The organism is Paenibacillus sp. Paensp38, assembly GCF_059491915.1.
Map to the genome: position 1 here is coordinate 5,478,791 of NZ_CP168516.1, position 21,867 is coordinate 5,500,657.

General features: G+C 50.1%; 22 protein-coding genes and 1 riboswitch. Of the genes, 21 read left to right on the forward strand and 1 reads right to left on the reverse strand.

From position 1 onward, the window contains the following. Positions 1 to 12: 12 nt before the first annotated feature. The 12 genes from ACEN8J_RS24290 to ACEN8J_RS24345 all read left to right on the forward strand — a co-directional run bounded on the left by ACEN8J_RS24290 (position 13) and on the right by ACEN8J_RS24345 (position 13,480). Positions 13 to 864 carry a uroporphyrinogen-III synthase gene (locus ACEN8J_RS24290; RefSeq protein ID WP_029518594.1) on the forward strand — a complete coding sequence of 284 codons (852 nt, stop codon included), beginning with the start codon at positions 13 to 15 and terminating at the stop codon, positions 862 to 864. 201 nt (positions 865 to 1,065) lie between these two features. After that, positions 1,066 to 1,620, forward strand: a complete 555-nt coding sequence (locus ACEN8J_RS24295) for an LOG family protein (RefSeq protein ID WP_029518593.1) — start codon at positions 1,066 to 1,068, stop codon at positions 1,618 to 1,620. A gap of 57 nt (positions 1,621 to 1,677) precedes the next feature. After that, a riboswitch (cobalamin riboswitch) is annotated at positions 1,678 to 1,863 on the forward strand. Positions 1,864 to 2,174: 311 nt separating this feature from the next. Then, on the forward strand, positions 2,175 to 3,971 hold the full coding sequence (cobJ, locus tag ACEN8J_RS24300) for a precorrin-3B C(17)-methyltransferase (protein WP_165146028.1): 1,797 nt from the start codon (positions 2,175 to 2,177) through the stop codon (positions 3,969 to 3,971). A 92-nt stretch (positions 3,972 to 4,063) separates the two neighbouring features. Then, positions 4,064 to 5,140, forward strand: coding sequence for a sirohydrochlorin chelatase (locus tag ACEN8J_RS24305; RefSeq protein WP_342434597.1), 1,077 nt, complete (start codon positions 4,064 to 4,066; stop codon positions 5,138 to 5,140). Next, positions 5,137 to 5,901: a precorrin-6A reductase gene (gene cobK / locus ACEN8J_RS24310; protein ID WP_495594076.1), complete on the forward strand. Its 765-nt coding sequence runs from the start codon at positions 5,137 to 5,139 to the stop codon at positions 5,899 to 5,901. The genes ACEN8J_RS24305 and cobK overlap by 4 nt, the downstream gene beginning before the upstream one ends. 395 nt (positions 5,902 to 6,296) lie before the next feature. Then, positions 6,297 to 6,941 (forward strand): precorrin-8X methylmutase, encoded by a 645-nt coding sequence (locus tag ACEN8J_RS24315; protein WP_069012857.1) that lies wholly within the window; start codon positions 6,297 to 6,299, stop codon positions 6,939 to 6,941. 74 nt (positions 6,942 to 7,015) lie between these two features. Continuing rightward, positions 7,016 to 8,161 (forward strand): cobalt-precorrin-5B (C(1))-methyltransferase, encoded by a 1,146-nt coding sequence (locus ACEN8J_RS24320; protein WP_165146034.1) that lies wholly within the window; start codon positions 7,016 to 7,018, stop codon positions 8,159 to 8,161. Continuing rightward, on the forward strand, positions 8,154 to 9,410 hold the full coding sequence (gene cbiE, locus ACEN8J_RS24325; protein ID WP_318627961.1) for a precorrin-6y C5,15-methyltransferase (decarboxylating) subunit CbiE: 1,257 nt from the start codon (positions 8,154 to 8,156) through the stop codon (positions 9,408 to 9,410). Before ACEN8J_RS24320 ends, cbiE begins: the two co-directional genes overlap by 8 nt. A gap of 31 nt (positions 9,411 to 9,441) precedes the next feature. Then, complete coding sequence (cobI, locus tag ACEN8J_RS24330) at positions 9,442 to 10,158, forward strand: precorrin-2 C(20)-methyltransferase (RefSeq protein ID WP_318627960.1); 717 nt, start codon at positions 9,442 to 9,444, stop codon at positions 10,156 to 10,158. After that, on the forward strand, positions 10,155 to 10,949 hold the full coding sequence (cobM, locus tag ACEN8J_RS24335) for a precorrin-4 C(11)-methyltransferase (protein WP_318627959.1): 795 nt from the start codon (positions 10,155 to 10,157) through the stop codon (positions 10,947 to 10,949). Before cobI ends, cobM begins: the two co-directional genes overlap by 4 nt. Further along, entirely contained in the window at positions 10,942 to 12,030 is a 1,089-nt protein-coding gene (locus ACEN8J_RS24340) for a cobalt-precorrin 5A hydrolase (protein ID WP_069010063.1), read from the forward strand. Before cobM ends, ACEN8J_RS24340 begins: the two co-directional genes overlap by 8 nt. Then, positions 12,023 to 13,480: a cobyrinic acid a,c-diamide synthase CobB gene (locus tag ACEN8J_RS24345; protein WP_495594077.1), complete on the forward strand. Its 1,458-nt coding sequence runs from the start codon at positions 12,023 to 12,025 to the stop codon at positions 13,478 to 13,480. The genes ACEN8J_RS24340 and ACEN8J_RS24345 overlap by 8 nt, the downstream gene beginning before the upstream one ends. Before the next feature lie 135 nt (positions 13,481 to 13,615). Here the strand turns inward: ACEN8J_RS24345 and ACEN8J_RS24350 are convergent, their stop codons facing one another. Beyond that, the gene (locus ACEN8J_RS24350; protein WP_025721620.1) at positions 13,616 to 14,065 is read right to left on the reverse strand and encodes an AbrB/MazE/SpoVT family DNA-binding domain-containing protein; all 450 of its coding nucleotides are present in this window, start codon (positions 14,063 to 14,065) and stop codon (positions 13,616 to 13,618) included. A gap of 439 nt (positions 14,066 to 14,504) precedes the next feature. On the opposite strand from ACEN8J_RS24350, the gene ACEN8J_RS24355 reads away from it, so the two are divergent. The 9 genes from ACEN8J_RS24355 to ACEN8J_RS24395 all read left to right on the forward strand — a co-directional run bounded on the left by ACEN8J_RS24355 (position 14,505) and on the right by ACEN8J_RS24395 (position 21,862). Then, complete coding sequence (locus tag ACEN8J_RS24355; RefSeq protein WP_165146049.1) at positions 14,505 to 15,143, forward strand: ThuA domain-containing protein; 639 nt, start codon at positions 14,505 to 14,507, stop codon at positions 15,141 to 15,143. Between the two features lie 103 nt (positions 15,144 to 15,246). Continuing rightward, positions 15,247 to 15,606, forward strand: a complete 360-nt coding sequence (locus ACEN8J_RS24360) for a phasin family protein (RefSeq protein WP_013312404.1) — start codon at positions 15,247 to 15,249, stop codon at positions 15,604 to 15,606. A 1-nt stretch (position 15,607) separates the two neighbouring features. Further along, entirely contained in the window at positions 15,608 to 17,278 is a 1,671-nt protein-coding gene (locus tag ACEN8J_RS24365; RefSeq protein WP_069010059.1) for an ABC1 kinase family protein, read from the forward strand. A gap of 22 nt (positions 17,279 to 17,300) precedes the next feature. Beyond that, complete coding sequence (locus tag ACEN8J_RS24370; RefSeq protein WP_029518579.1) at positions 17,301 to 17,873, forward strand: hypothetical protein; 573 nt, start codon at positions 17,301 to 17,303, stop codon at positions 17,871 to 17,873. Between the two features lie 64 nt (positions 17,874 to 17,937). Continuing rightward, positions 17,938 to 18,177 carry a hypothetical protein gene (locus ACEN8J_RS24375; RefSeq protein ID WP_016822811.1) on the forward strand — a complete coding sequence of 80 codons (240 nt, stop codon included), beginning with the start codon at positions 17,938 to 17,940 and terminating at the stop codon, positions 18,175 to 18,177. After that, complete coding sequence (locus ACEN8J_RS24380) at positions 18,178 to 18,582, forward strand: PIN domain-containing protein (protein ID WP_029518578.1); 405 nt, start codon at positions 18,178 to 18,180, stop codon at positions 18,580 to 18,582. A gap of 288 nt (positions 18,583 to 18,870) precedes the next feature. After that, on the forward strand, positions 18,871 to 20,319 hold the full coding sequence (locus tag ACEN8J_RS24385) for a SulP family inorganic anion transporter (RefSeq protein WP_029518577.1): 1,449 nt from the start codon (positions 18,871 to 18,873) through the stop codon (positions 20,317 to 20,319). Between the two features lie 219 nt (positions 20,320 to 20,538). Next, positions 20,539 to 21,204, forward strand: coding sequence for an amino acid ABC transporter permease (locus ACEN8J_RS24390; protein ID WP_029518576.1), 666 nt, complete (start codon positions 20,539 to 20,541; stop codon positions 21,202 to 21,204). Further along, on the forward strand, positions 21,185 to 21,862 hold the full coding sequence (locus ACEN8J_RS24395; RefSeq protein WP_029518575.1) for an amino acid ABC transporter permease: 678 nt from the start codon (positions 21,185 to 21,187) through the stop codon (positions 21,860 to 21,862). The genes ACEN8J_RS24390 and ACEN8J_RS24395 overlap by 20 nt, the downstream gene beginning before the upstream one ends. Positions 21,863 to 21,867: the final 5 nt, after the last annotated feature.

Consider the following 21,867-nt stretch of genomic DNA (forward strand, 5'->3'; position numbering starts at 1 on the left):
GGAGGAAACAGAATGGCACAACGCATGGCAGGTAAGAGAGTCGCTCTTGCTGGTCCCCGTAAAGCAGACGAAATGGCGCTGCTAGTTGTGAAGATGGGAGGGGAGCCAGTACATCGTCCGGCCCAGGGCACTGTTTTTCTAGATGATATCGAGCTGCGCAACGCTGTTGTATCGTGGGTAAAGAACCCTCCGGACTGGTACATCTTCACGACAGGCATGGGGCTGGATGCCCTGTTCGATATGGCAGAGGATATGGGCGTGGCTGAGCAGATTATAGAGTTGCTGCAATCCTCCAACATTGCAGCGCGGGGCTACAAGACGGTCAATGGACTCAAAAAGCGTGGCTTTACGCCAGCAGTACGAGACGAGGACGGAAGTTTGATCGGATTGACAGGAGCTTTCGCCCCATACGATCTGAAGGGGAAGGAAGTGCTGTTGCAACTGCATGGCGATCCAGCCCCACGGTTGGTAAAATGGCTGGACGAGCAGGGGGCAGTGACCCGCCAGGTACTTCCTTATAAGCATATCCCACCTGAGGAAGCAAAATTGCAGGCGTTACTGGAGGATGTTATCCATCGTAATGTTGATGCCGTTACATTCACGAGTGGTCCGCAAATTCGATTTTTGGCCCAATATGCCAGAGAGCAAAATCGAATCGAGGATTTACTGGAAGCTTTTCGTGAGGATGTGATTGCTGTATCCGTAGGGAAGGTGACTGCACAGTCCATTGTGGAAGAAGGGATTGATCGAGTCGTGTTTCCAACCGAAGAGCGCATGGGCGCGATGATGGTGGAGCTGGGCAAATATTTTGAACATAACGATTCGGTGCATGGCTGTGGTCTGAAGATCGTGAATGGTCATTGAAATGAGATCAAAATTATAAATGCAGATGCTAAAAAATGAACTTATATTTCGGGATACAGAGTAAAATAAAGATAAGGGCCTACGAGGTCTTTATCTTTTTTTGTTGGACATGCATCGACAAAGATTTTTGTTATAGCGAAAATGTTTATCTAATATAATGAATAAGTTTCGATGCTACTTAGGACAGGAGCTGAGACGTTAATGAATTCTATTTGCGTATTTGCCGGGTCCAGACCTGGACATTTATCGGTATATGTTGAGGCAGCAGGCAAACTGGGAGAAGCCATGGCTCGCCATCATATCCGTCTGATCTATGGCGGCTCTAGCAGGGGGCTAATGGGAGAGGTGGCAGATGGAATGCTGGCGGGTGACGGTCAGGTCACTGGCATTATGCCCACCCTGTTATTTGATGCAGAGATCATTCATCGGGGAGTTACCGAATTTATTGAGGTAGCAAGCATGCATGAGCGTAAAGCGGCAATGAGCGAGATGGCCGATGCTTTTATTGCCCTTCCGGGTGGTTTGGGAACCTTTGAAGAGCTGTTCGAGGTACTATGCTGGGCGCAAATCGGCATTCATCGCAAGCCCATTGGGCTGCTGAATGTGAATGGATATTTTGACCCGTTAGTAGAAATGGTGCGTCATAGTGTGCAAGAGGGGTTTACCGGGAGTGAGCATCCAGCGCTACTGAGCATCTCCGCAGACCCGGACGAATTGCTACATATGTTAAAAAATAAAGCACAGAACTTGAAATAAAGCTTTTTTCGTGCTTGCACAACTGATTGAGGCAAGGTTATGATAAGACCCATAATCAAATAGCGGACAGACAAGGTGCCTTTGCGGTTGAGCAAAGGGTAACAGGGAATCGGGTGCAAATCCCGAGCGGTCCCGCCACTGTAAGGAAGAGGATTTTTTTAATTGGTCACTCGTGAAAAACGGGGAAGACGAAAGAATCCGTTGATGCCAAGCCAGGAGACCTACCTTGATCTGTATGCACCGTTAACCTTCGCGGAGAGGATGGGTGTACGAAATCAGGAAATCAGGCACACGTTGCTTTTTCCATGTTGGCTAGAGGTTTGCGTGGATATGAACGTGCAGCAGCGTTTGAAGCGTAAACAGACAGATGGAAAACAACGGCAGGCTGGAGGAAGACAAATCGTGTCTTCTTACGCTGTTTGTTCGTCTGATGAGAGATACGTACATAGAAACCCCATCCGGGCAGGATGGGGTTTTTTTAAGTTACACGATGTGCATAAATCATTGAAATAGATAGGATAGCTGCCCTGAAAAGGATGAATAGGAGGAGTACGATGAGCCCATTAGGAAAATTGTTGGTGATTGGATTTGGACCAGGAGATATGGAACATATCACAAAACGGGCGCTGGATGCGCTGGACGAAAGTGAGGTCATTATCGGCTACAATACCTACGTTGATTTGATCCGTCCGCTGTTGAACGGACAGGAGATTGTACGCACAGGGATGACAGAGGAAGTGAGCCGTGCGCAGGAGGCGGTTCGCCAAGCAGAGATGGGCAAGAAGGTAGCTGTCATTTCCAGTGGAGATGCGGGAGTCTATGGTATGGCAGGGCTGGTGTACGAAGTGCTGATGCAAAAAGGCTGGCGACGCGAGGGCGGGGTTGAGGTAGAAGTCGTACCGGGGATCTCGGCTATACAGTCCTGTGCTTCACTGTTGGGGGCGCCAGTGATGCATGATGCGTGCACGATTAGTCTGAGTGATCATCTGACCCCGTGGGAAACGATCGTAAAGCGTGTAGAAGCTGCGGCTTCGGCTGATTTTGTGATTGCATTATACAACCCGCGCAGTGGTCGGCGTACCCGCCAGATTGTGGAGACGCAGTCCATTTTGCTGCGTTACCGTGATCCGCAGACTCCGGTTGGGCTAGTGAAGAGCGCTTATCGTGAACGTCAGCAAGTTATTGTAACGACGCTGGAAGATATGCTGAACCATGACATCGGGATGCTGACGACTGTAATCATCGGCAATTCCTCGACGATGGTGTATGACGGTTTGATCGTGACTCCGCGCGGATATCAGCGCAAATACACGTTGGATGCGACCGAGCAGGCGCTCAAGCCGCATCAGCGTCTCCGCACGGAAGCGGAGCCGTGGTCGCTGGGAGCGCAAGAGGGTACACCGCAGGCAGGAGCAGCCCCGACTACGCCCGCTGGACCCTCCGCGAGCGGCGCTGCGGTTGCGACGCAGGCACGCCCGCAAGCGATGGCTGCTGTGCAGGCAACAACTGCTGTGCAAACCGGCACGGCCCCGGCATCGCTGGCGGCAGAGGCGCTAAGCCGCCTCGCTGTCGGCGGCAAGCTGCCTGGCGAAGCCAACGCTCGCTGGAGCGGGCAAGCGCCTACCGCCAAGAGCACCGCCGGAACGTCGGCGGTGGCCGGAGCAGGGGCCGCGGCCGGGATGGCGACAGGCGGCTTTGGCAAGCCTGCGCTGTTTGAGGTGGGTGTTTCCCCGGGTGTGGGAAACAAGAAATTCACCGCTCGCCAGATGGCGCTGCTCGCCGAGGTAGCGGGTGATGATGGCGAGCTGGAATACACGCCGGATCATCAGATCGTGCTGCGCGTGCCGTGTGCAGACCCCGAGGAACTGGTCGGGCGGCTGCGGGATGAACGATTCATTGTCATGCCGGTTGGCGATGTGTTTAAGGTAAAGGCGTGCGACTTCTGCAATATGGAGAAGGATGACGCTGTGCCTGTGGCTGAGCATTTACAGGTTGTACTTGGTGGATTACAGGCACCCAAGGAAACGAGCATTGCTTTGAACGGATGCGGTATGGCCTGCTATGGAGCCGTACTAGAGGATATCGGAATCGTCTATCGCAAGGGTGGGTACGATCTCTTCCTCGGTGGCAAAAAATTCGGCCGCAATGCTCATGCCGCTCAGCCTGTAGCGGAAGGAATTCCGGGTGATCAAATTACGGACATCGTGGAGAACGTCATCGCTGAATATAAGGAAAAAGGGCATCCGAATGAGCGTTTTCATAAATTTTTTAAGCGTGTAGGTGTCGTTGCGGGGTTCCGGCATGAAGATGCACCAGTAACGGTAGAAGTGAATGCGGTTTGTGGTGATTAATGGACTGAAGGCCTGATGAACGGGATACAAGCATATATATAAAATAGGGCGTCATGCAGGCTATCCCTATTCAAGAGGAGGAAACAACAGCAGTGGATGCAATATTGTTGGTTGGACATGGAAGTCGGGACCCGGAGGGGAACCAGGAACTGCTGGAATTTGCACAGGCAGTGGCAGATCGGGTACCGGATATGTGCGTGGAAACCTGTTTCTTGGAGCTGGCACGTCCCAGCATTGCTGATGGGATGCAAACTTGTGTGGAGAAAGGGGCGACGCGTGTCGTTCTTATTCCGATTATTTTGTTCGCAGCGGTACATGCCAAAATTGATATTCCGATGGCTATTGACCGGGCAAAGGCGAAATATCCGCAGGTGGAATTTGTATACGGACGTCCGATTGGTGTTCACGAGAAAATCGTCAGCATTCTGCAAAGTCGCTTGAAAGAGGCCCGGCCGGTTGCAGTTCCAGCGGGGATGATTAGCGCTGTCGAGGCATCTGTCGAGGTACCTGACGAGGAAACGGCGGTACTTGTATTAGGACGCGGAAGTAGCGATCCAGATGCGAACAGTGACTTTTTCAAAATCACCCGTATGCTGTGGGAGAAGCTTCCTTATACATGGGTAGAGAGCAGTTTTATCGGTGTGACGCAGCCTTCCTTTCCCGATGGATTGGAGCGTTGTGTACGATTGGGGGCCAAAAAGATTATCGTGCTTCCCTATTTTCTGTTCACGGGTGTGCTGATTAAACGCATCGGAGAAATGACCCAGGAATTTGCCGAGGCTCACCCTGCATTACAAGTGGAGATGGGCGGATATTTTGGTTTCCATCCTCAATTGGTTGAACTGGTGCTGGAGCGAGCTAAGGAAGGTTTGTTCGGCAAGGTTACAGCCAATTGTGATAACTGCCAGTTCCGTCTGGAGGCGCAGGAGCACCACCATCATCACCACGATCATGACCACGATCATGACCATGACCACGATCATCATCATGAACATGAACATCACCACCATCATGCACATGAGCACGACCATCATGATCACCATACACACAGCCACGATCACACTCATGAGCATGTCCATGCTCACAGCCATGATGACCATGATCACCATCACGAGCATTCACATACGCCATCTGTAGTGAATGGAAGCGGGCAGGTGAAGGGCTCATGATATTCATGCTATGCGGAACGAGCGATGCTCGGGAATTGGCGCTGCAAATCCGTGACAATGGCTTCAACGTATTGACCTCAGTCGTAACCGAAAGCGCGGCAGCCAGCTTGTCTGAAGCGGGACTAGACGTACGTACAGGCCGAATGACAGCCGATGAAATGGCTGCAATGATTCGGGAGCTTGGAATACAGGCGGTTGTTGATGCCAGTCATCCTTTTGCAGAAGAAGCACATGCGAATGCGATGACAGCCGCTCGCGAGTCCGGGGTTCCTTATATTCGCTATGAGCGGACAGGACTTGTATATGACAATCATCCGTTGCTCCACATCGTGTCTTCCTATGAAGAAGCCGCATTAGAAGCGAAGCAACTCAAAGGTTCTGTAATGCTTACGACGGGCAGTAAGACGCTCGGCACGTTCACCAAGCATTTACTCGGAGACCCGGAGATTCGTCTGGTTATACGCATGCTGCCGCGCCTGGACAATATGGAGAAATGCGGCGAACTGGGCATGGAGCAAAAAAATATTATTGCCATGCAGGGACCCTTTTCCCGCGAGATGAACGAAGCATTGTACAGGCACTATGGCACGACCGTGATGGTCACCAAGGAAAGCGGACGCACGGGAGCGGTGGATGAAAAGGTTCAATCTGCATTGGAGCTGGGGATTCACGTACTTTTGATTTCCAGGCCGGAAGTGGAATTTGGCACAGTATTTGATCATTTCGACGGAGTCATCAACGCACTGCGTACTGCCGAATAGGAGTCCATGCGCTAAGTTATAAATCTATGACTCTATGAAGCTGGTCAATCCCAATCAATCCGATAAATCCAGAGCGATCTCTGGCGTGTATTTAAAATATAGTCATCTTAAAATCAGTTTTTGTTTAGAGGTGTTTATATCTCCTTAACATGATTGTCATTTTCCCTAAGGGACTTGAAAAATGAACATAAAAACGGAGTAGTCGGAATGGTGCTGTACAAGCGGAGCGGTCGCTTTTGTCCCCGGATTTCTACGCTGATCATAGGTTTTATTCAAGAAATCCGGGGGCGGTGGCGATGGGAAGCACCATCCGACTGCGTAGTGGAACAATAGGTAACTTTAACATTCTAAGTTAATTTAATTTTCTAAATTTCCATAAGGGAGTGGTCGATACGATGGATTTTAAAACAGAATTTAAACCGCTAACGGTACAGCCGCAGGAGATTGAAGGCAAAAGCTTCGAGATGATCACAGAAGAATTGGGAGAGCATCCTTTTACAGCAGAGCAATATCCCGTTGTACAGCGTGTCATTCATGCATCTGCTGATTTTGAGCTGGGCCGCAGCATGGTGTTTCATCCAAAAGCGATTGAAGCCGGGATTGCAGCTATTCGCGCAGGCCAGCAGGTAGTGGCAGATGTGCAGATGATTCAAGCGGGGCTGAGTAAGGATCGTATCCGTCAATTTGGCGGGGATGTGCATGTGTACATATCTGACCCTGACGTCATGGAAGAAGCGAAAAGGCTGAATACGACACGCGCCATTATTTCGATGCGCAAAGCGATTCAGGCGAGCGAAGGTGGTATCTATGCGATTGGTAATGCGCCAACAGCGTTGCTGGAGCTGATTCGTCTGGTGAAAGAAGGAGCGGCCAAGCCCGGACTGGTGATTGGCATGCCCGTAGGCTTCGTATCGGCGGCAGAATCCAAGGACGAGCTGCGCAAGCTGGATATTCCGTTCATTACGAATATTGGACGCAAGGGCGGCAGTACAATTGTCGTAGCAGCATTGAATGCGATCTCCTTAATGGCTGTCCGCTAGATGCGGTTGTCCGTTTGCTGTATCATGAAATGAATTGGAACATGATCAGCAGAAGAGGTTAAGGAGGAATTGTCATGGAAAAGGAAGCGGCGTCCGCCGACAAGCCCAAACGGATGAAAAGCGGTGAAGCTCCCGCACCGGACAAGCCAATGCGGTCAGGCTTTACGACAGGAGCTTGTGCGGCTGCAGTAGCCAAAGGAGCGGTACAACTGCTCATCACGGGCATTCCGCCGAAGGAAGCAGTGATATCGCTGCCCGCGGGCTTCGATCAGGCGTTTGAGCTGATTGAGCCTGTGTTGGACGCGGACGAAGCTTCCTGCACGACGATCAAGGACGGTGGCGATGACCCAGATGCCACGCATCAGGCGAGAATTATCGCGTCCGTTAGCTGGCGCGAGGAGCCGGGCATTGAATTGGACGGTGGCATCGGCGTGGGGCGGGTAACGAAGCCCGGTCTGCCTGTGCCTGTCGGAGAAGCAGCGATTAATCCGGTGCCGCGCCGGATGATTACGGAGGCTGTGACAGGTGTGCTTGAGGAGCACGGATCGGCCAAAGGTGTCCGTGTCGTCATCAGCGTACCGGATGGTGAAGAAATTGCCAAGAAAACGCTGAACGGTCGGCTTGGCATTCTTGGCGGTATTTCCATACTAGGCACGCGTGGTGTGGTCGTTCCGTTTTCCACGTCAGCTTATAAAGCCAGTGTCGTGCAGGCCATATCAGTTGCGCAAGCGATGAACTGCCAGGAAATCGTCCTGACCACAGGCGGCAGCAGTGAAAAATACGCCATGCAAATGTATGATCAGCTGACGGAAGAGGCCTTTATTCAGATGGGGGACTTTGTTGGCTTTGCTATAAAGCATGGGAAACGGCTGGGAATGAAAAAGATTATTCTCGTCGGTATGCCCGGTAAGCTGTCCAAGGTTGCCCAAGGTATCATGATGGTTCACTCCAAGAGCGCTCCGGTGGATTTTGGCTTTTTGGCTGAGGTCGCGCGTGAAGCGGGTGTGGATGAGTCGCTTGCAGCGGCAGTGGCAGAGGCGAATACAGCTACGCAGGTGGCGGATATGATGACCGAAGCGAATGCGCTGAGCTTTTTTGAAAAGCTGTGTACCTATGGATGTCAGCATTGTCTGGAGCATGCAGGTGGTGGAATCGTTGTAGAAATGGTACTGATAACGCTGAAAGGGAACGTGCTGGGGAGGGCGAGAGTCGGTGAGTAAAGTGATCCGTGTCATTGGTATCGGTGAAAATGGAGCGGCAGGTCTGTCGCAGGAAACATTGGAGCAAATTGAGCGTGCGGACCTGCTGGTTGGTGGAGAACGCCAGCTAGCCTTTTTCAAGGCATTCGCAGGGGAAAAACGAACATTAAAGAGCGGCTTATCCGCCGTGGTGGAAGAATTGGGACGGTTGCGTGAGGACAAGGATATTGTCGTGCTTGCGTCAGGCGATCCGCTTTTTTTTGGAATTGCAGGTTATTTGTCTGCCAAGCTGGGGGCTGAACATTTGGATATTTTGCCGCATCTCAGCTCGGTTCAGCTGGCGTTTGCACGTCTCGGTGAAAGCTGGCAGGATGCGGTGCTGGAAAGCGTACACGGCCGTCCGATGACCGGACTGGCACAGCGGATTGACGGAAAGAACAAGGTCGCGCTGTTGACGGACGACCGGAATCATCCCGGTGCAGTCGCTGCCTATCTGCTGCATTATGGCATGACGGAATATGATGCCTTCGTCGGCGAGTACTTGGGCGGACCGGATGAGGTGTATCAGCATTATACGCTGGATGAGATGGCGCAGAGAACGTTCCAACCATTGAATGTGGTTATTTTGCGCCGCCGTAAGGGTGAAAACGTGCCTGCAATTCGGCGGGGATTTGGCTTCGAGGATGCGGAATTTCACCAGCGCAAGCCGGAAAAAGGACTAATCACGAAGCGTGAAGTACGCGTATTCAGCTTGTCTGAGCTGCGTCTGACCGAGCGAAGCATCGTATGGGACATCGGTGCAGGCTCCGGCTCTGTAGCGGTAGAATGTGCGCGACTGGCTAAGTATGGGCAAGTATTTGCCATTGAGAAGAACGAAGGCGACCTGGCTAATGTCGAAGCAAACAAGATCAAATTCCGCACCGATTTCCCGGTTATTCATGCCAAAGCGCCTGCCGGATTGGACGAGCTGCCAGACCCGGATGCGGTGTTTATCGGCGGGAGTGGGGGAGAATTGTCCGAGCTGATTCGTCTGTGCGCTTCCCGTCTGCGTAAGGATGGACGAATTGTAGTGAATGCTGCAACGATTGAGACGCTACATGACGGTATGAAGGCGATGCAAACAGCAGGACTCGATACTTCGGTGACGTTACTGCAAACAGCGCGCAGCAAGCCGATTTTGAATATGACGCGTTTTGACGGACTCAATCCGATATATGTCATTACAGGACAGCCGTCGGTAGACGTGGCTGATGAAGTAGCAGGGGAGTAAGCTGGTAATTCAAGAGGGGGAGAGAGACAGCATGAATACGGCGGCAACAGGAACACTTTACGGCGTAGGCGTGGGGCCGGGTGATCCCGAGCTGATTACAGTCAAGGCGTATCGCATGATTCAGGAATGTGCAGTTGTGGCTTATCCGAAGAAACGCCGGGGGGGCAAATCGTATGCTCACGAGATCGTGGAGTTGTACGTCAACCCGGAGGAAAAGGAGATGCTAGGACTCATTTTTCCAATGACCAAGGACCCGGTTGTACTGGAGCGTGAGTGGAACAAAACGGTGGTTGCTTGCTGGGAGGCGCTGCGTGAAGGCAAGGATGTAGCTTTTGTCACAGAGGGAGACCCCAATCTGTACAGTACCTTTATTCACTTGGCACGACTCATGAAGGATCTCCATCCAGAGGTGCCAATTGTATCCATTCCGGGCATTTCGTCTGTGTTGGGCGCGGCGGCAGCGCTGGAATTGCCTTTGGCAGACGGAGATCAGCAGGTCGGTATTATACCGGCTACGGATGATCGGGAAGCGATGAAGCGGGCGATTGAGAATCACGATACGGTCGTGTTTATTAAGGTTGCCAAGGTGTTAGATTTGATTTTGGATGTGCTGGATGAGCTCAATCTTGGGGACCGTGCATCAGTCATTACCAAGGTCACTTCTCCTTATGAAATGGTATGGCGCAACGCACGTGAGCTGCGCGGACAGGAGCTTGAATATTTGAGTTTAATGGTGGTGAGCAAATGACGTTGGAGCCCAAAGTATATATCGTAGGAGCAGGTCCCGGCGATCCGGAGCTGATTACGGTCAAAGGTTCCCGGATTCTACGCACGGCCGATGTGGTATTGTACACGGATTCACTCGTGAACGACGAGTTGATTGCCACGGCCAAACCAGAGGCGCAGGTATTGCAAAGCTCAGGCATGGATCTGGAGCGGCAGGTTGAGATTATGAGCGAGGCTGTGCAGGCTGGACGCAGTGTAGCTCGCGTACATACAGGCGATCCGGCAGTGTACGGAGCTATTTTGGAACAGATGGTGTTGCTGAAGCAGCGCGGATTAGCCTACGAAATCGTACCGGGCGTCAGCTCGGTCTTTGCTTCTGCGGCCGTGCTGGGTGCAGAGCTAACTGTGCCTGATCTGACACAGACCGTCATTCTGACGCGTGCTGAAGGCCGTACACCTGTACCGGATCGGGAAAAGCTGCGTGATCTGGCTTCCCATCACTGCACAGTGGCTTTATTCCTCAGCGCAACGCTGGCGAAGAAGGTGGTCGTTGAGTTTCTGGCGGCAGGCTGGAGCGAGGACACGCCTGTAGCGGTTGTACAGCGTGCGACCTGGCCGGATCAAAAGATCGTGCGCACGACGCTTGCTCAATTACCCGCCGATTTGCGTGCAGCAGGCATAACGATGCATGCCATGATTTTGGCGGGCTGGGCGCTCGACCCAGAGCTGGTGGACAAGGACGCGCATCGTTCCAAGCTGTATGATAAGTCGTTCACCCACGGCTACCGGAAGGGAGTGAAGCCCGGTGAGTAATCCATTTGCCGCTGTGGCGATCACGAAGCATGGAGTGGAAATGGTCCGCAATCTGGGAGCCAGCTTTCCGGGTACGGATGTGTATTACATGTCCAAATTTGAGCGTGGCGACGAGCAGGAGCGTGGCATTCAGTTGTTCGAAGGCTCGGTCAAGCTGATCTTGCCGGATTTATTTAAACAATATAACGGTATTATTTTATTTATATCTCTCGGTGCAGTGGTTCGTATGATTGCACCAATTTTGGTGGATAAAAAGGTAGACCCGGCGGTAGTCGTCATTGATGATCGCGGGGAGCATGTCATTAGCGTGCTGTCCGGTCATTTGGGCGGCGCCAATGAATTGACCCGCCATGTAGCCGCTGTGCTGGGCGCACGTGCGGTAATCACAACTGCATCGGACGTGCAGGGCACAATTCCGGTGGACATGTTGGGTCGAGAATTGGGTTGGGTGGTCGATAGCTTCGACAAGGCCACTCCCGTGAGCGCTGCTGTTGTGAACGAGGAGCCTGTTGCGCTCATACAAGAGACGGGCGAACGGAACTGGTGGCGTTATGACAAGCCTGTACCTGGACATATCAAGGTATATGCTTCGACGGCAGAAGCATTACAAGAACCGTTTAACGCCGCGTTGGTCGTGAGCGACCGTTTATTGGAGCCGGAGGAAGAGGAGCAACTTCTTTCTAATGGCGTGCTGTACCGTCCGAAAAGCTTGGTACTCGGCATTGGCTGCAACCGTGGGACTGCATTAGAGGAGCTGGAAGCGGGTGTGCTGAACACCTTGCAAGAGCTGCGTTTGTCCGTGAAAAGCGTACGGAATATTGCCACCATTGATTTGAAAAAGGACGAAGAGGGCTTACTTGCTCTTTGCGCCAAATACGGTTGGGAACTGGTGACGTATACTCCGTCAGAGCTGAATACGGTGCAGCTTCCCAATCCATCGGAAACCGTCTTTAAATACACTGGCGCATATGGGGTCAGTGAACCATCAGCCTTGTTGTCTTCTGGTGCAGACCATTGGCTACTGGAGAAGAAAAAAAGCGGCAATATGACGTTGTCTGTAGCGCGGGTTTCCTATGACTGACATCATGAAGCAGGCTGTACAGTCTGATCCGTCTGCCGCTACGCGCAGAAGCCGTATTGTTGTTGCCGGAACAGGCAGCGGCGCAGGCAAAACGACTGTTACCCTCGGGCTGATGAAGGCGTTCGCCGACAGCGGCCTGCGAGTGCAGGGGTTTAAATGCGGGCCGGATTATATCGATCCCACCTATCATACGGCCGCGACAGGGACATCTTCCCGTAATCTGGATTCATGGATGACCTCACCGGATACGGTGCGTGAAACCTTTATCCGTGCTTCCGAAGGCGCGGATATTTCCGTGATTGAAGGCGTCATGGGGCTGTATGACGGCAAGGACCCGCTCAGCAATACCGGCTCGACCGCTGAGATCGCCATGCTGACGGACAGCCCTGTATTGCTGGTGATCGACGTGCGCAGTATGGCACGAAGCGCCGCCGCTATTGTGCTCGGCTTTCAGCGATTGGAGCCCAAGCTGCGCATTGTGGGCGTAATTGTGAATCGCTGCGGCAGCCAAGGGCACTATAGCATCGTCAAAAAGGCGATCGAGAAGGAGTGCGGCATCCCTGTGCTCGGCTGGTTAAAGCGTGATGACGGGCTGGATATTCCCGAGCGTCATCTGGGTTTAGTACCCGCTGTGGAACGCGGCGAGCTGGAGCCGCTTTTCCAACGGGCGGCAGAGCTGATCCGCGCGGGTACGGATCTGGATGCACTGCGGGCATTGGCAGATTCGGCTCCGCCGCCCAGCCCGCCCGAGCACCCATTATTTTTCCTGAATCGGCTTTCATCAGCAGGGCATGAAGCTGGTACCGGGGAACGACCCGTCATCGCCGTCGCTAGAGATGCGGCGTTCAATTTTTACTACCTGGAAAATATGGATTTGCTGCGTCAGGCGGGAGCAGAGATTGTCTATTTCAGTCCGCTGGCGGGAGAACGCGTACCTGAGCAGGCAAGCGGCCTATACCTGGGCGGCGGTTTCCCTGAAGAGTTTGCCGCAGATATCGCTGCAAATACGGGTTTTTTGGAAGATATCCGCAACGCGGTGAGCCGGGATATGCCAGTATTCGCCGAATGCGGCGGTTATATGGTACTGGCACGGACACTTACGGATCGTATGGGGAATGCCCATCACATGGCCGGAGTTATTCCGTCGGACGTCCGCATGCAGGAGAAACGGGCCGCACTGGGATACCGTGAAGCAACCGCTTTGCAGGATTGCTTACTGCTGGAGGCTGGAGAGACCATTCGGGGACATGAATTTCATTATTCTGTCATGCACTATGACGAATCATCCGCCCCCTACTCCTACGCCTATCAAACCAAGGGGATGCGTGGTCTTCAGAGCGAAGGCTATACGAAAGGGAATCTTTTGGCAGCCTACACGCATGTTCATCTCGCTTCTCTTCCCAAAGCGGCAGCACGTTGGGTGGAACAATGCCGGGCTTACAGTCCATAGTTTTGCAAACGAGTCCACCATTTCATATAAACAAAAAGAAGCCGATTCCCTGAAAGGGGCCGGCTTTTCTAAATTTCAATAGATTTAAACCTTACATGGTATGGAAGCGTATACATTACTTTTTTGGTGGTACGCTTACATGAGCTTTTTCAGCTGGGAAATCCTTCCCTGACTCACGCCAAGCATGGAGGCGAGTTGTTTTTGTGAAGATGCTGGATGTTCTTCCATAAGCTCTCTCATTTTCTCCAAAATAACGTCTGTGCGCTGATAAATTTTTTTCATATGCATGTTTTGCTTAAGTGGGGGTGAATGGGTTTCAGTCGCTGTGACCGGAACTAAATCTTCCGTTTTCATCGAGGCCGCACATTCATCGCAGATAAACTGATCTTTAAAATAGGTGTTAGTATCAACCGCACCGCAAAATATACAGTTGGTTGATTTGTACTTACGGAGCATGAGTGTCTGGTCTTCAATAAAAAACTCTAATGGATCGCCGATGTCAATCTCCATCGTCATGCGCAACTCTTTAGGAAGCACAATTCGCCCCAAGCTGTCCAAGGGCCGGGTCATTCCAGTCCTTTTCATTCATGCAACCTCCCCGGTTTTTTAAGATGTATAGAATGTATAAGGTTTGAGGCAATTCTTATCAATTCTATAACCGCAAGCATAAATTTCTTACAAAAAGCGGCCCTTTATTGTTAATCAAGCATGGACGCACTTTTTTTCTTACGAGTATACCATAAAGAGGCCGAATCGCCATCGTTCAGATTTATAAATTTTGAATAAGTTTTAATAAGTTTATTCCGAGCGAACATATATGCTATAATCTTCTGCTAAAGGATTTAATAGGCCGTCTGTAGAATTATTTATATATGCCGTAGCTCGGACAATGATGGCGGTGTTATGGGAAATGAATGAGGGCCAAACAGAATTTTCTGAGCGTTTTGACCCCACAAACAAGAATGAATGACACGGACCCCGCCTTTAAAGTCCTTATATACAAGTCAGGCAAGGAGGATTTATCATGGAAAAAAGAAAAGCATTGTTGTTAGGAGATTATTCGTATCCGGAGTTTCACCCGCTGCAAGGGGTGGACGAAGAGATTAGCCATATTTTACAAGATTGGATGACGGTACAATGCAGTGAAAATCGTAAAATGCTGCTCAAGGAAAATCTAGCCTCATTCGATCTATGCATCTCGTATTGTGATAGCCGTAAGGAGGTTCTGTCTCCTCAACAAACAGCAGGACTGCTGTCCTATGTTAGCGGCGGAGGTGGACTGCTTGTGCTGCATAACGGAATCACATTGCAAGGACGTTATGAAATAGCACAGCTCATGGGAGCACGCTTCCTGCGGCATCCGGCAGCGGAGCAGCTTTCCTTCAAGGTAACAGAGCCGGATCATCCGATTATGGAAGGAATCGAACCGTTCGAAATGCAAGAGGAGCCATATCGTTTTGATTTTGATCCATTCACTGAAAAAACACTACTGATGGAATACGAGTATGAAGGTCAGTGGTGGCCGGCTGCATGGTCACTGTCCTATGGCTTGGGTCGGGTCGTCTACCTGATGCCTGGACATAATCAGCCAAGTTTCCAGCACGAGGGATACCGTAAGCTGCTGCTTCAGGCTGCTAAGTGGGCTGGACGCTTTCCGGGTTAAACATAGATCATTCCATTCATTGAGGAAGGGGAGCTGCGAGCTTTATGCGGCTCCCCTTTTCAGGTTATACTAGTAGGTAATCACAGGTAGGGGAGGATATATTATGAGCGATTTGTTCAAAAAAGCCATCTCATTGGGGTGGGGCCTCACCGTTGTCAGCAAAGAAAAGGTGGAGAAAGCCGTCGAGGATCTTGTAAACCGCGGAGAACTTGCGCCTTCGGAATCCAAAGCACTGGTCGATCGTCTGATCGAACGAGGGGCAGAGGAACAGGGACAATTCAAAACAGTGATCCGCGAACAGGTTAGCCGCATTTTGCAGGAGCTGGAAGTACCTACCGAAAATGATGTCACAAGTTTGGAGCAGCGTGTGGCATTGTTGGAAAAACAGGTAGCGGAGCTGGAAAAAGAAAAGGCGGCGCTTACGGGTTCGAGCGACGCTGAAGAAGCGAACCGGCTGGATTAAAATGGCGGTTCGTATGAAGCACGCCGGTCGTTACCGGGAAATTGCCATGGCGCTGGCGCGTCATGGCTTTGGCTATATGGTGGAAGAAATGGGACTGTTCCAGCTACTGTCACTGCCTCGCAAGTGGCTGACGAGAGAAACTCCCGAGTCCAAAACGTTAGGTGAACGGATTCGACTTGTGCTGGAGGATCTGGGGCCTGCATTCATCAAGCTTGGACAGTTGGCAAGCACACGTGCTGACCTGCTGCCGGAGCCTATTATCCGTGAGCTGGTTAAGCTTCAGGATCAGGTACCGCCGTTTTCATCTGAAACGGCGCGTGGCATTCTGGAGCAGGAGCTGGACACGTCATTAGAGGACATACTGGTTCGTTTTGACGATGTTCCGCTGGCCGCTGCTTCGATCGGGCAAGTGCATTTGGGCAAGCTGCACAGCGGCGAAATGGTCGCCATTAAAATCCAGCGTCCTGGCGTTAATCGCATCATTCGGCGAGATTTGGACATTTTGCGGGAACTGACCGCAATGGCAGCCAAGCGCTGGGAATGGGTAGAGCGGTATCAGCTTCGCCAGATGGTAGAGGAGCTGGGGAGATCGCTCATTCAGGAGTTGGATTACAACCACGAAGCCCGTAATACAGAGAAGATTGCGCTCCAATTTGAGCAGGACCCACATATCTATATTCCGAAAATATACTGGGATCATACCTCTTCCCGTATACTGACCATGGAGTTTCTAGACGGAACTCACTTGGGTAGTCGTGAAGAGCTATTACGCCGTGGATATAACTTGAAAGAACTGGCGCAGCGGCTGGTGAACAGCATGTTGCATCAAATTTTTATAGAGGGATTTTTTCATGCCGATCCCCATCCGGGGAATTTACTCGTTCTGAAAAATGGTAGTCTCGCTTATTTGGACTTTGGCATGACGGGAAGGCTGAGCGAAGAGATGAAGAATCATCTCGCTTCCCTCATTATTGCCCTGATGCGCAAAAATACCGATGCCATGGTTCGGTCTATCGCACGTTTGGGGCTGGTCGAACCGGATACCAACCTGAATGCGCTACGTGCCGATCTGGACAAGATACGCGAAGATTACTCAGACGTTCCTTTTTCACAGGTCAGTATTGGTGATGCTTTGAACGACCTGTTTGGCGCAGCGCAGCGCCATCGGATTGGTTTGCCGTCGGACGTCCTGTTGCTAGGCAAGGCGTTGCTGACACTGGAGGGGGTCGTGGAGCATCTGGACCCTGATCTCAGTATTATCGCTTTGGCTGAGCCCTTTGGTAACAGGCTGCTGAAGGAACGCTTCAGCGGTCGTCGTATCCGAGGCAAGCTGCTCGGCGGTGCGACTGAGCTGGTGGAAGCGCTGATGGAACTGCCAGGACAGGCGAGGCATTTAGCCTCGATTATCGGCAAGGGCAAGCTTAAGCTGGAGGTTACTGTGCCGGAGCTGGAAATGCTTCTGCGCAGGCTGGATCAGATCAGCAACCGCCTGTCATTCAGTATCGTGCTGTTAGCGTTCAGCATTATTATGGTCGGACTGATTATCGGTTCATCGCTGAATCATCAGGCGACCATGCTGTGGAATGTACCTGCTATTGAAATCGGCTTTGTTGTCGCTCTCTTAATGGTTGCCTTTTTACTGTATTCCATTTTTAAATCGGGAAGGTTTTAGATACCGACCAGAAAGGAGAGTTATGGATACTCATAAGATGAACACTGCCCTAATGGATGGTCTCCAAATTGCAGAGGTGCCTTGGCACCGCCTGACTACTCCTTATGGTAGAGGCACGGAGTTGCCACAATTGATATCCAATGGGGAGTACGCAGCCATTGCTGATCTGATAGAGCATCAAGGCACACTGTGGCAGGTTACGCCGTGGGTGTTACTCTTCTTATTGCGTAATTTGCATACGAGAAATTCGGATGATATCACGCCGAGTGAGTTGGAACTGTACCATGCGGTTGTTGGAGCATTGGACATGGAAAATGCACAAGAGGATTCACAGAAGTCTGTTGAATCCCTAACCATGCTGCTGGACGAAAAATATCTATGGTCAGCAGACAGCGATCCAGAAGAAGATGAACTGGAATGGGAAGAGGAAGAAGCACGTGGTTATGATCCGGTAGCTTTTTGGAGTTATTATGACTATAGCTATCGATTATTGAAGCAAGCACTGCCTGACTTTGAGAGTTTACTCCAGCACCATGCAGACTCTGAGATTGCTGAAGCCCTATCGGAGCTTGTGCAGGAATTGCGAAAATTTTAAATATAAGAAAACGAATTAAACAAGCTATGAACGGAAACTAATCTTTTGCTAAGGAGTGATTTTAGTGGCAAAAAAATTAACGGATATACATCGAATACGTCTCCTAAGTCTCCTTCGTGATATTGGGTTTGAACCATCAAAAGTTACTATAGAAAATAAACAGGGGGAAACTGAGGTTATTGATTTAGAGTCCCCGTTACCAAAAGGGTTGCAAGCTGTTTTAAATTCTCGAGGCAGTCTAAGCAAGGAGCAATTACTTGAGATCGAAGAGAGTGTTAAACAATCCAGAGAGGATTGGGATTAGATGGGGTATCTATTTGATACGAATGCAGCTATTGCCCTTCATAGACTTGACTCATCTTTGGATAGAGTAATACGACAAGCTGAGAAAGATAAAGAGAATATCTTCTTTTCTGTTATAACTCAGTCCGAGTTTATAGCCGGGTTGCCTACTAATACTGACTTAGATTCGATACCTTTTCTTGGCGGGGAATTTATTGCAGTTAATTCAGAGATCGCAGTTAAAGCGGGGCGTATCAGAAGAGAACAAAAAGATAAGTTTGCAAGAAAGCTCAAGACCCCAGATGCGTTGATTCTTGCGACAGCTATTATAAACCAATTGGTACTGGTTACGGCGGATCAAGATTTACAGTTCGCGGAGTCTGAGTATGAAGTTAAGGTGATCAACTTTAGCAGGTTAGAATCTTAGGAATTGCAAAAAATTTAAATATAAGAAAACGAATAAGATGAAGTAAATGAACGATATTCCAAGGGAATAGATGATTTCTTTCTGTAAACAGCCTTTTAACTCATTCGTCTCTGCGAACCCCTTACGTTATAATGATGGACTGAATGTAACGGACCGGGTCGTTTGAGAGAGACGAACTGAATGATAGGAGAGCCTTGGCGATTGGCAGCTGGACGGATGCCCGAAACCACACGGGTTGCGAGTCAACACGCTACTCTCTGTAAATATAGGAGGCTGGAACGAGACAGTATGAATCTTAGACAACAATGGTTCGGTAATATCCGGGCCGATATACTTGCGGGCATGACCGTGGCGCTAGCACTAATTCCCGAGGCGATTGCCTTCTCGATCATTGCGGGGGTCAATCCCATGGTCGGACTGTACGCCTCCATCTCGATGGCCATTGTCATCTCTTTTGCAGGTGGACGTCCGGCGATGATCTCGGCAGCAACCGGGGCCGTAGCTGTACTGGTCGTTGGTCTGGTGAAGGATCATGGCGTGGAATATCTGTTTGCAGCTACCATTTTGGCAGGAATCATTCAAGTGGTGCTGGGTGTTCTGAAAATAGGTCGCTTTATAAGCTTTATTTCACAGCCAGTCATGACCGGGTTTGTGAATGCGTTGGCGATCCTCGTCTTTATGGCTCAGCTTACTCATTTTCATGGAGCCAATTGGATCATGTACGCGATGGTAGCAGGTACGCTGCTCATTGTGTATATATTACCGAGATTTGTGAAAAGCATCCCCGCTCCATTGACGGCAATCATCATCATGACGATCATTACGTATATATTTGGATTGAATGTGAAAACGGTAGGAGATATCGGGACGCTGACCAGTTCGCTGCCTTCATTCCACTTGCCGCAAATTGAGTGGTCGTGGCATACTTTGCGGATCTTGCTGCCGTATTCCTTTACGATGGCACTGGTTGGACTGCTGGAATCGCTGCTGACAGCCAGCATTTTGGATGAAATGACCGAAACGAAAAGCAATAAAAACCGGGAAGCCCGTGGGCAAGGGATTGCCAACTTTGTAAATGGCTTTTTTGGGGGGATGGGTGGCTGTGCCATGATCGGACAATCCGTCATTAATGTCAGCTCAGGTGGAAGAGGGCGTTTGTCCACTTTTACGGCAGGGGTATTCTTGGCCTTTCTGCTGCTCGTACTTGGTGGAGTTGTGAAGGAAGTACCCATGGGCGCATTAGTGGGAGTTATGTTCATGGTGTGTATTGGAACTGTGGATTGGAAATCGCTGCGAAACATTGCCAAGGTTCCCAAAGCAGATACGTTGATTATGGTGGTCACGGTGATCATCGTGGTGGCTACGCATGATTTGTCCAAGGGCGTAATCGTGGGCGTACTGCTAAGTGCTCTGCATTTTGGCTGGAAAATGGCTAAAATCCGTATCAGTACGACTGAGGATCATGAAGAAAAGGTGTACCATGTCAGGGGGCCGATGTTTTTCGCCTCAACGTCTCATTTTGTTGATCATTTTGAACCTTCGGATGACCCGGACCGCGTTGTAGTGGACTTTAGCCATTCGCATGTTTGGGATCACTCGGCGGTTACTGCTATTGGCAAGGTGCTTCAAAAATACAGAAACTCAGGTAAAACTATTACCCTACAAGGGTTAAATGAGGAAAGCCGTTTAATTGTAGAGAAGCTCGGCGGTCCTGTAGTTACAGAGCCACTCGTGTGATGAATCGTATAGCATAAATCAAAGCTTGAAATGAAATTTATTCATTTCAAGCTTTTTTATTTATTTCTGAAATAAAACAACACTTTTCTTTCCTAAACCATAGATAAATATGACAAATTTTCATCAAAGTATTGACGTAATAATTGGGCAGGAATACAATCATTGTTATTAAGCAAAGCAAATACATAGGAATAATTGAAAATTGAAAGGTATGCACATATGAACTTAGACTGGGACTTTATTGTAGAGAGCTTGCCGCTATATGGAGAAGCCATGTGGCTGACGTTGAAGATCGCCTTTTTTGCTATTCTGTTTTCACTAGTCGTCGGTTTGCTATGCAGTATAGTACTGTATTACAAGGTGAAGGGAATTAGCGGCATCATTGTTGCCTATATTGAGCTTTCCCGAAATACGCCGCTGCTTGTTCAGTTATATTTTCTGTATTACGGGTTTACGAAAATAGGTCTGCATATGAGCGAAATGACGTGTGCCATTGTGGGCATGACCTTTTTGGGCGGGGGTTATATGGCTGAGGCGTTCCGTGGTGGAATCGAAGCCGTAAGTAAAACGCAAACGGAATCCGGGCTGAGTCTCGGACTGTCCAAGATACAACTGGCGAGATATGTTATTTTGCCACAGGCTTTTACCATCAGTGTTCCGTCTCTGGGAGCGAATGCGATTTTTCTACTCAAGGAGACCTCCATTGTTGGCGCCATTGCTTTATTAGATTTGATGAATGTGGCAAAAGACCTAATCGGTATGTACTACAAAACGACAGAATCGCTAATTCTGCTGGTATTGGCATATCTCGTCCTGCTTTTACCTTTGTCGATACTGCTGACTTGGGTGGAAAGGAAGGTGCGATATGCTGAATTCGGGGATTAATGTGCTCTTTGAAGGTTCCAATTTCGAGCGTCTATTAGGGGGATTACTCGTTACGCTGGAGATTGCGTTACTTTCCATTATTATCGGTACTCTATTAGGCATTCTGATGGGATTGCTGCGCACCTTACAATCAAGACCGATTCGGTTTGTGCTGAGATTATATTTGGAGACATTCCGCATTATTCCGATTTTGGTGTGGTTGTATGTTGTATATTTTGGATTTACGCCTTTGTTAAATGTGAATATCAGCGGAGAATTGACAGCAATTATCGTATTCAGCCTGTGGGGAGCAGCCGAGATTGGTGACCTTGTTCGGGGTGCATTGGAATCACTGCCCAAGCATCAGGTGGAATCCGGGCAGGCACTGGGACTGACATATGGGCAGTTATACCGCCATGTACTCATTCCCCAGGCGGTGCGCCGAATGCTTCCCGGTTCTATTAATTTGGCGACACGGATGATCAAAACCACTTCATTAGTAGTGCTGATCGGTGTAGTAGAAGTGGTCAAGGTCGGACAGCAGATTATTGAGCTTGGTGTAATCAAAGCGCCCTCGGCATCCTTTTGGGTGTATGGCTTTATTTTCATATTATATTTTCTCGTATGCTATCCGTTATCCAGACTTTCCAAAAGATTTGAACGCAGATGGCAAAATTAGCAGGA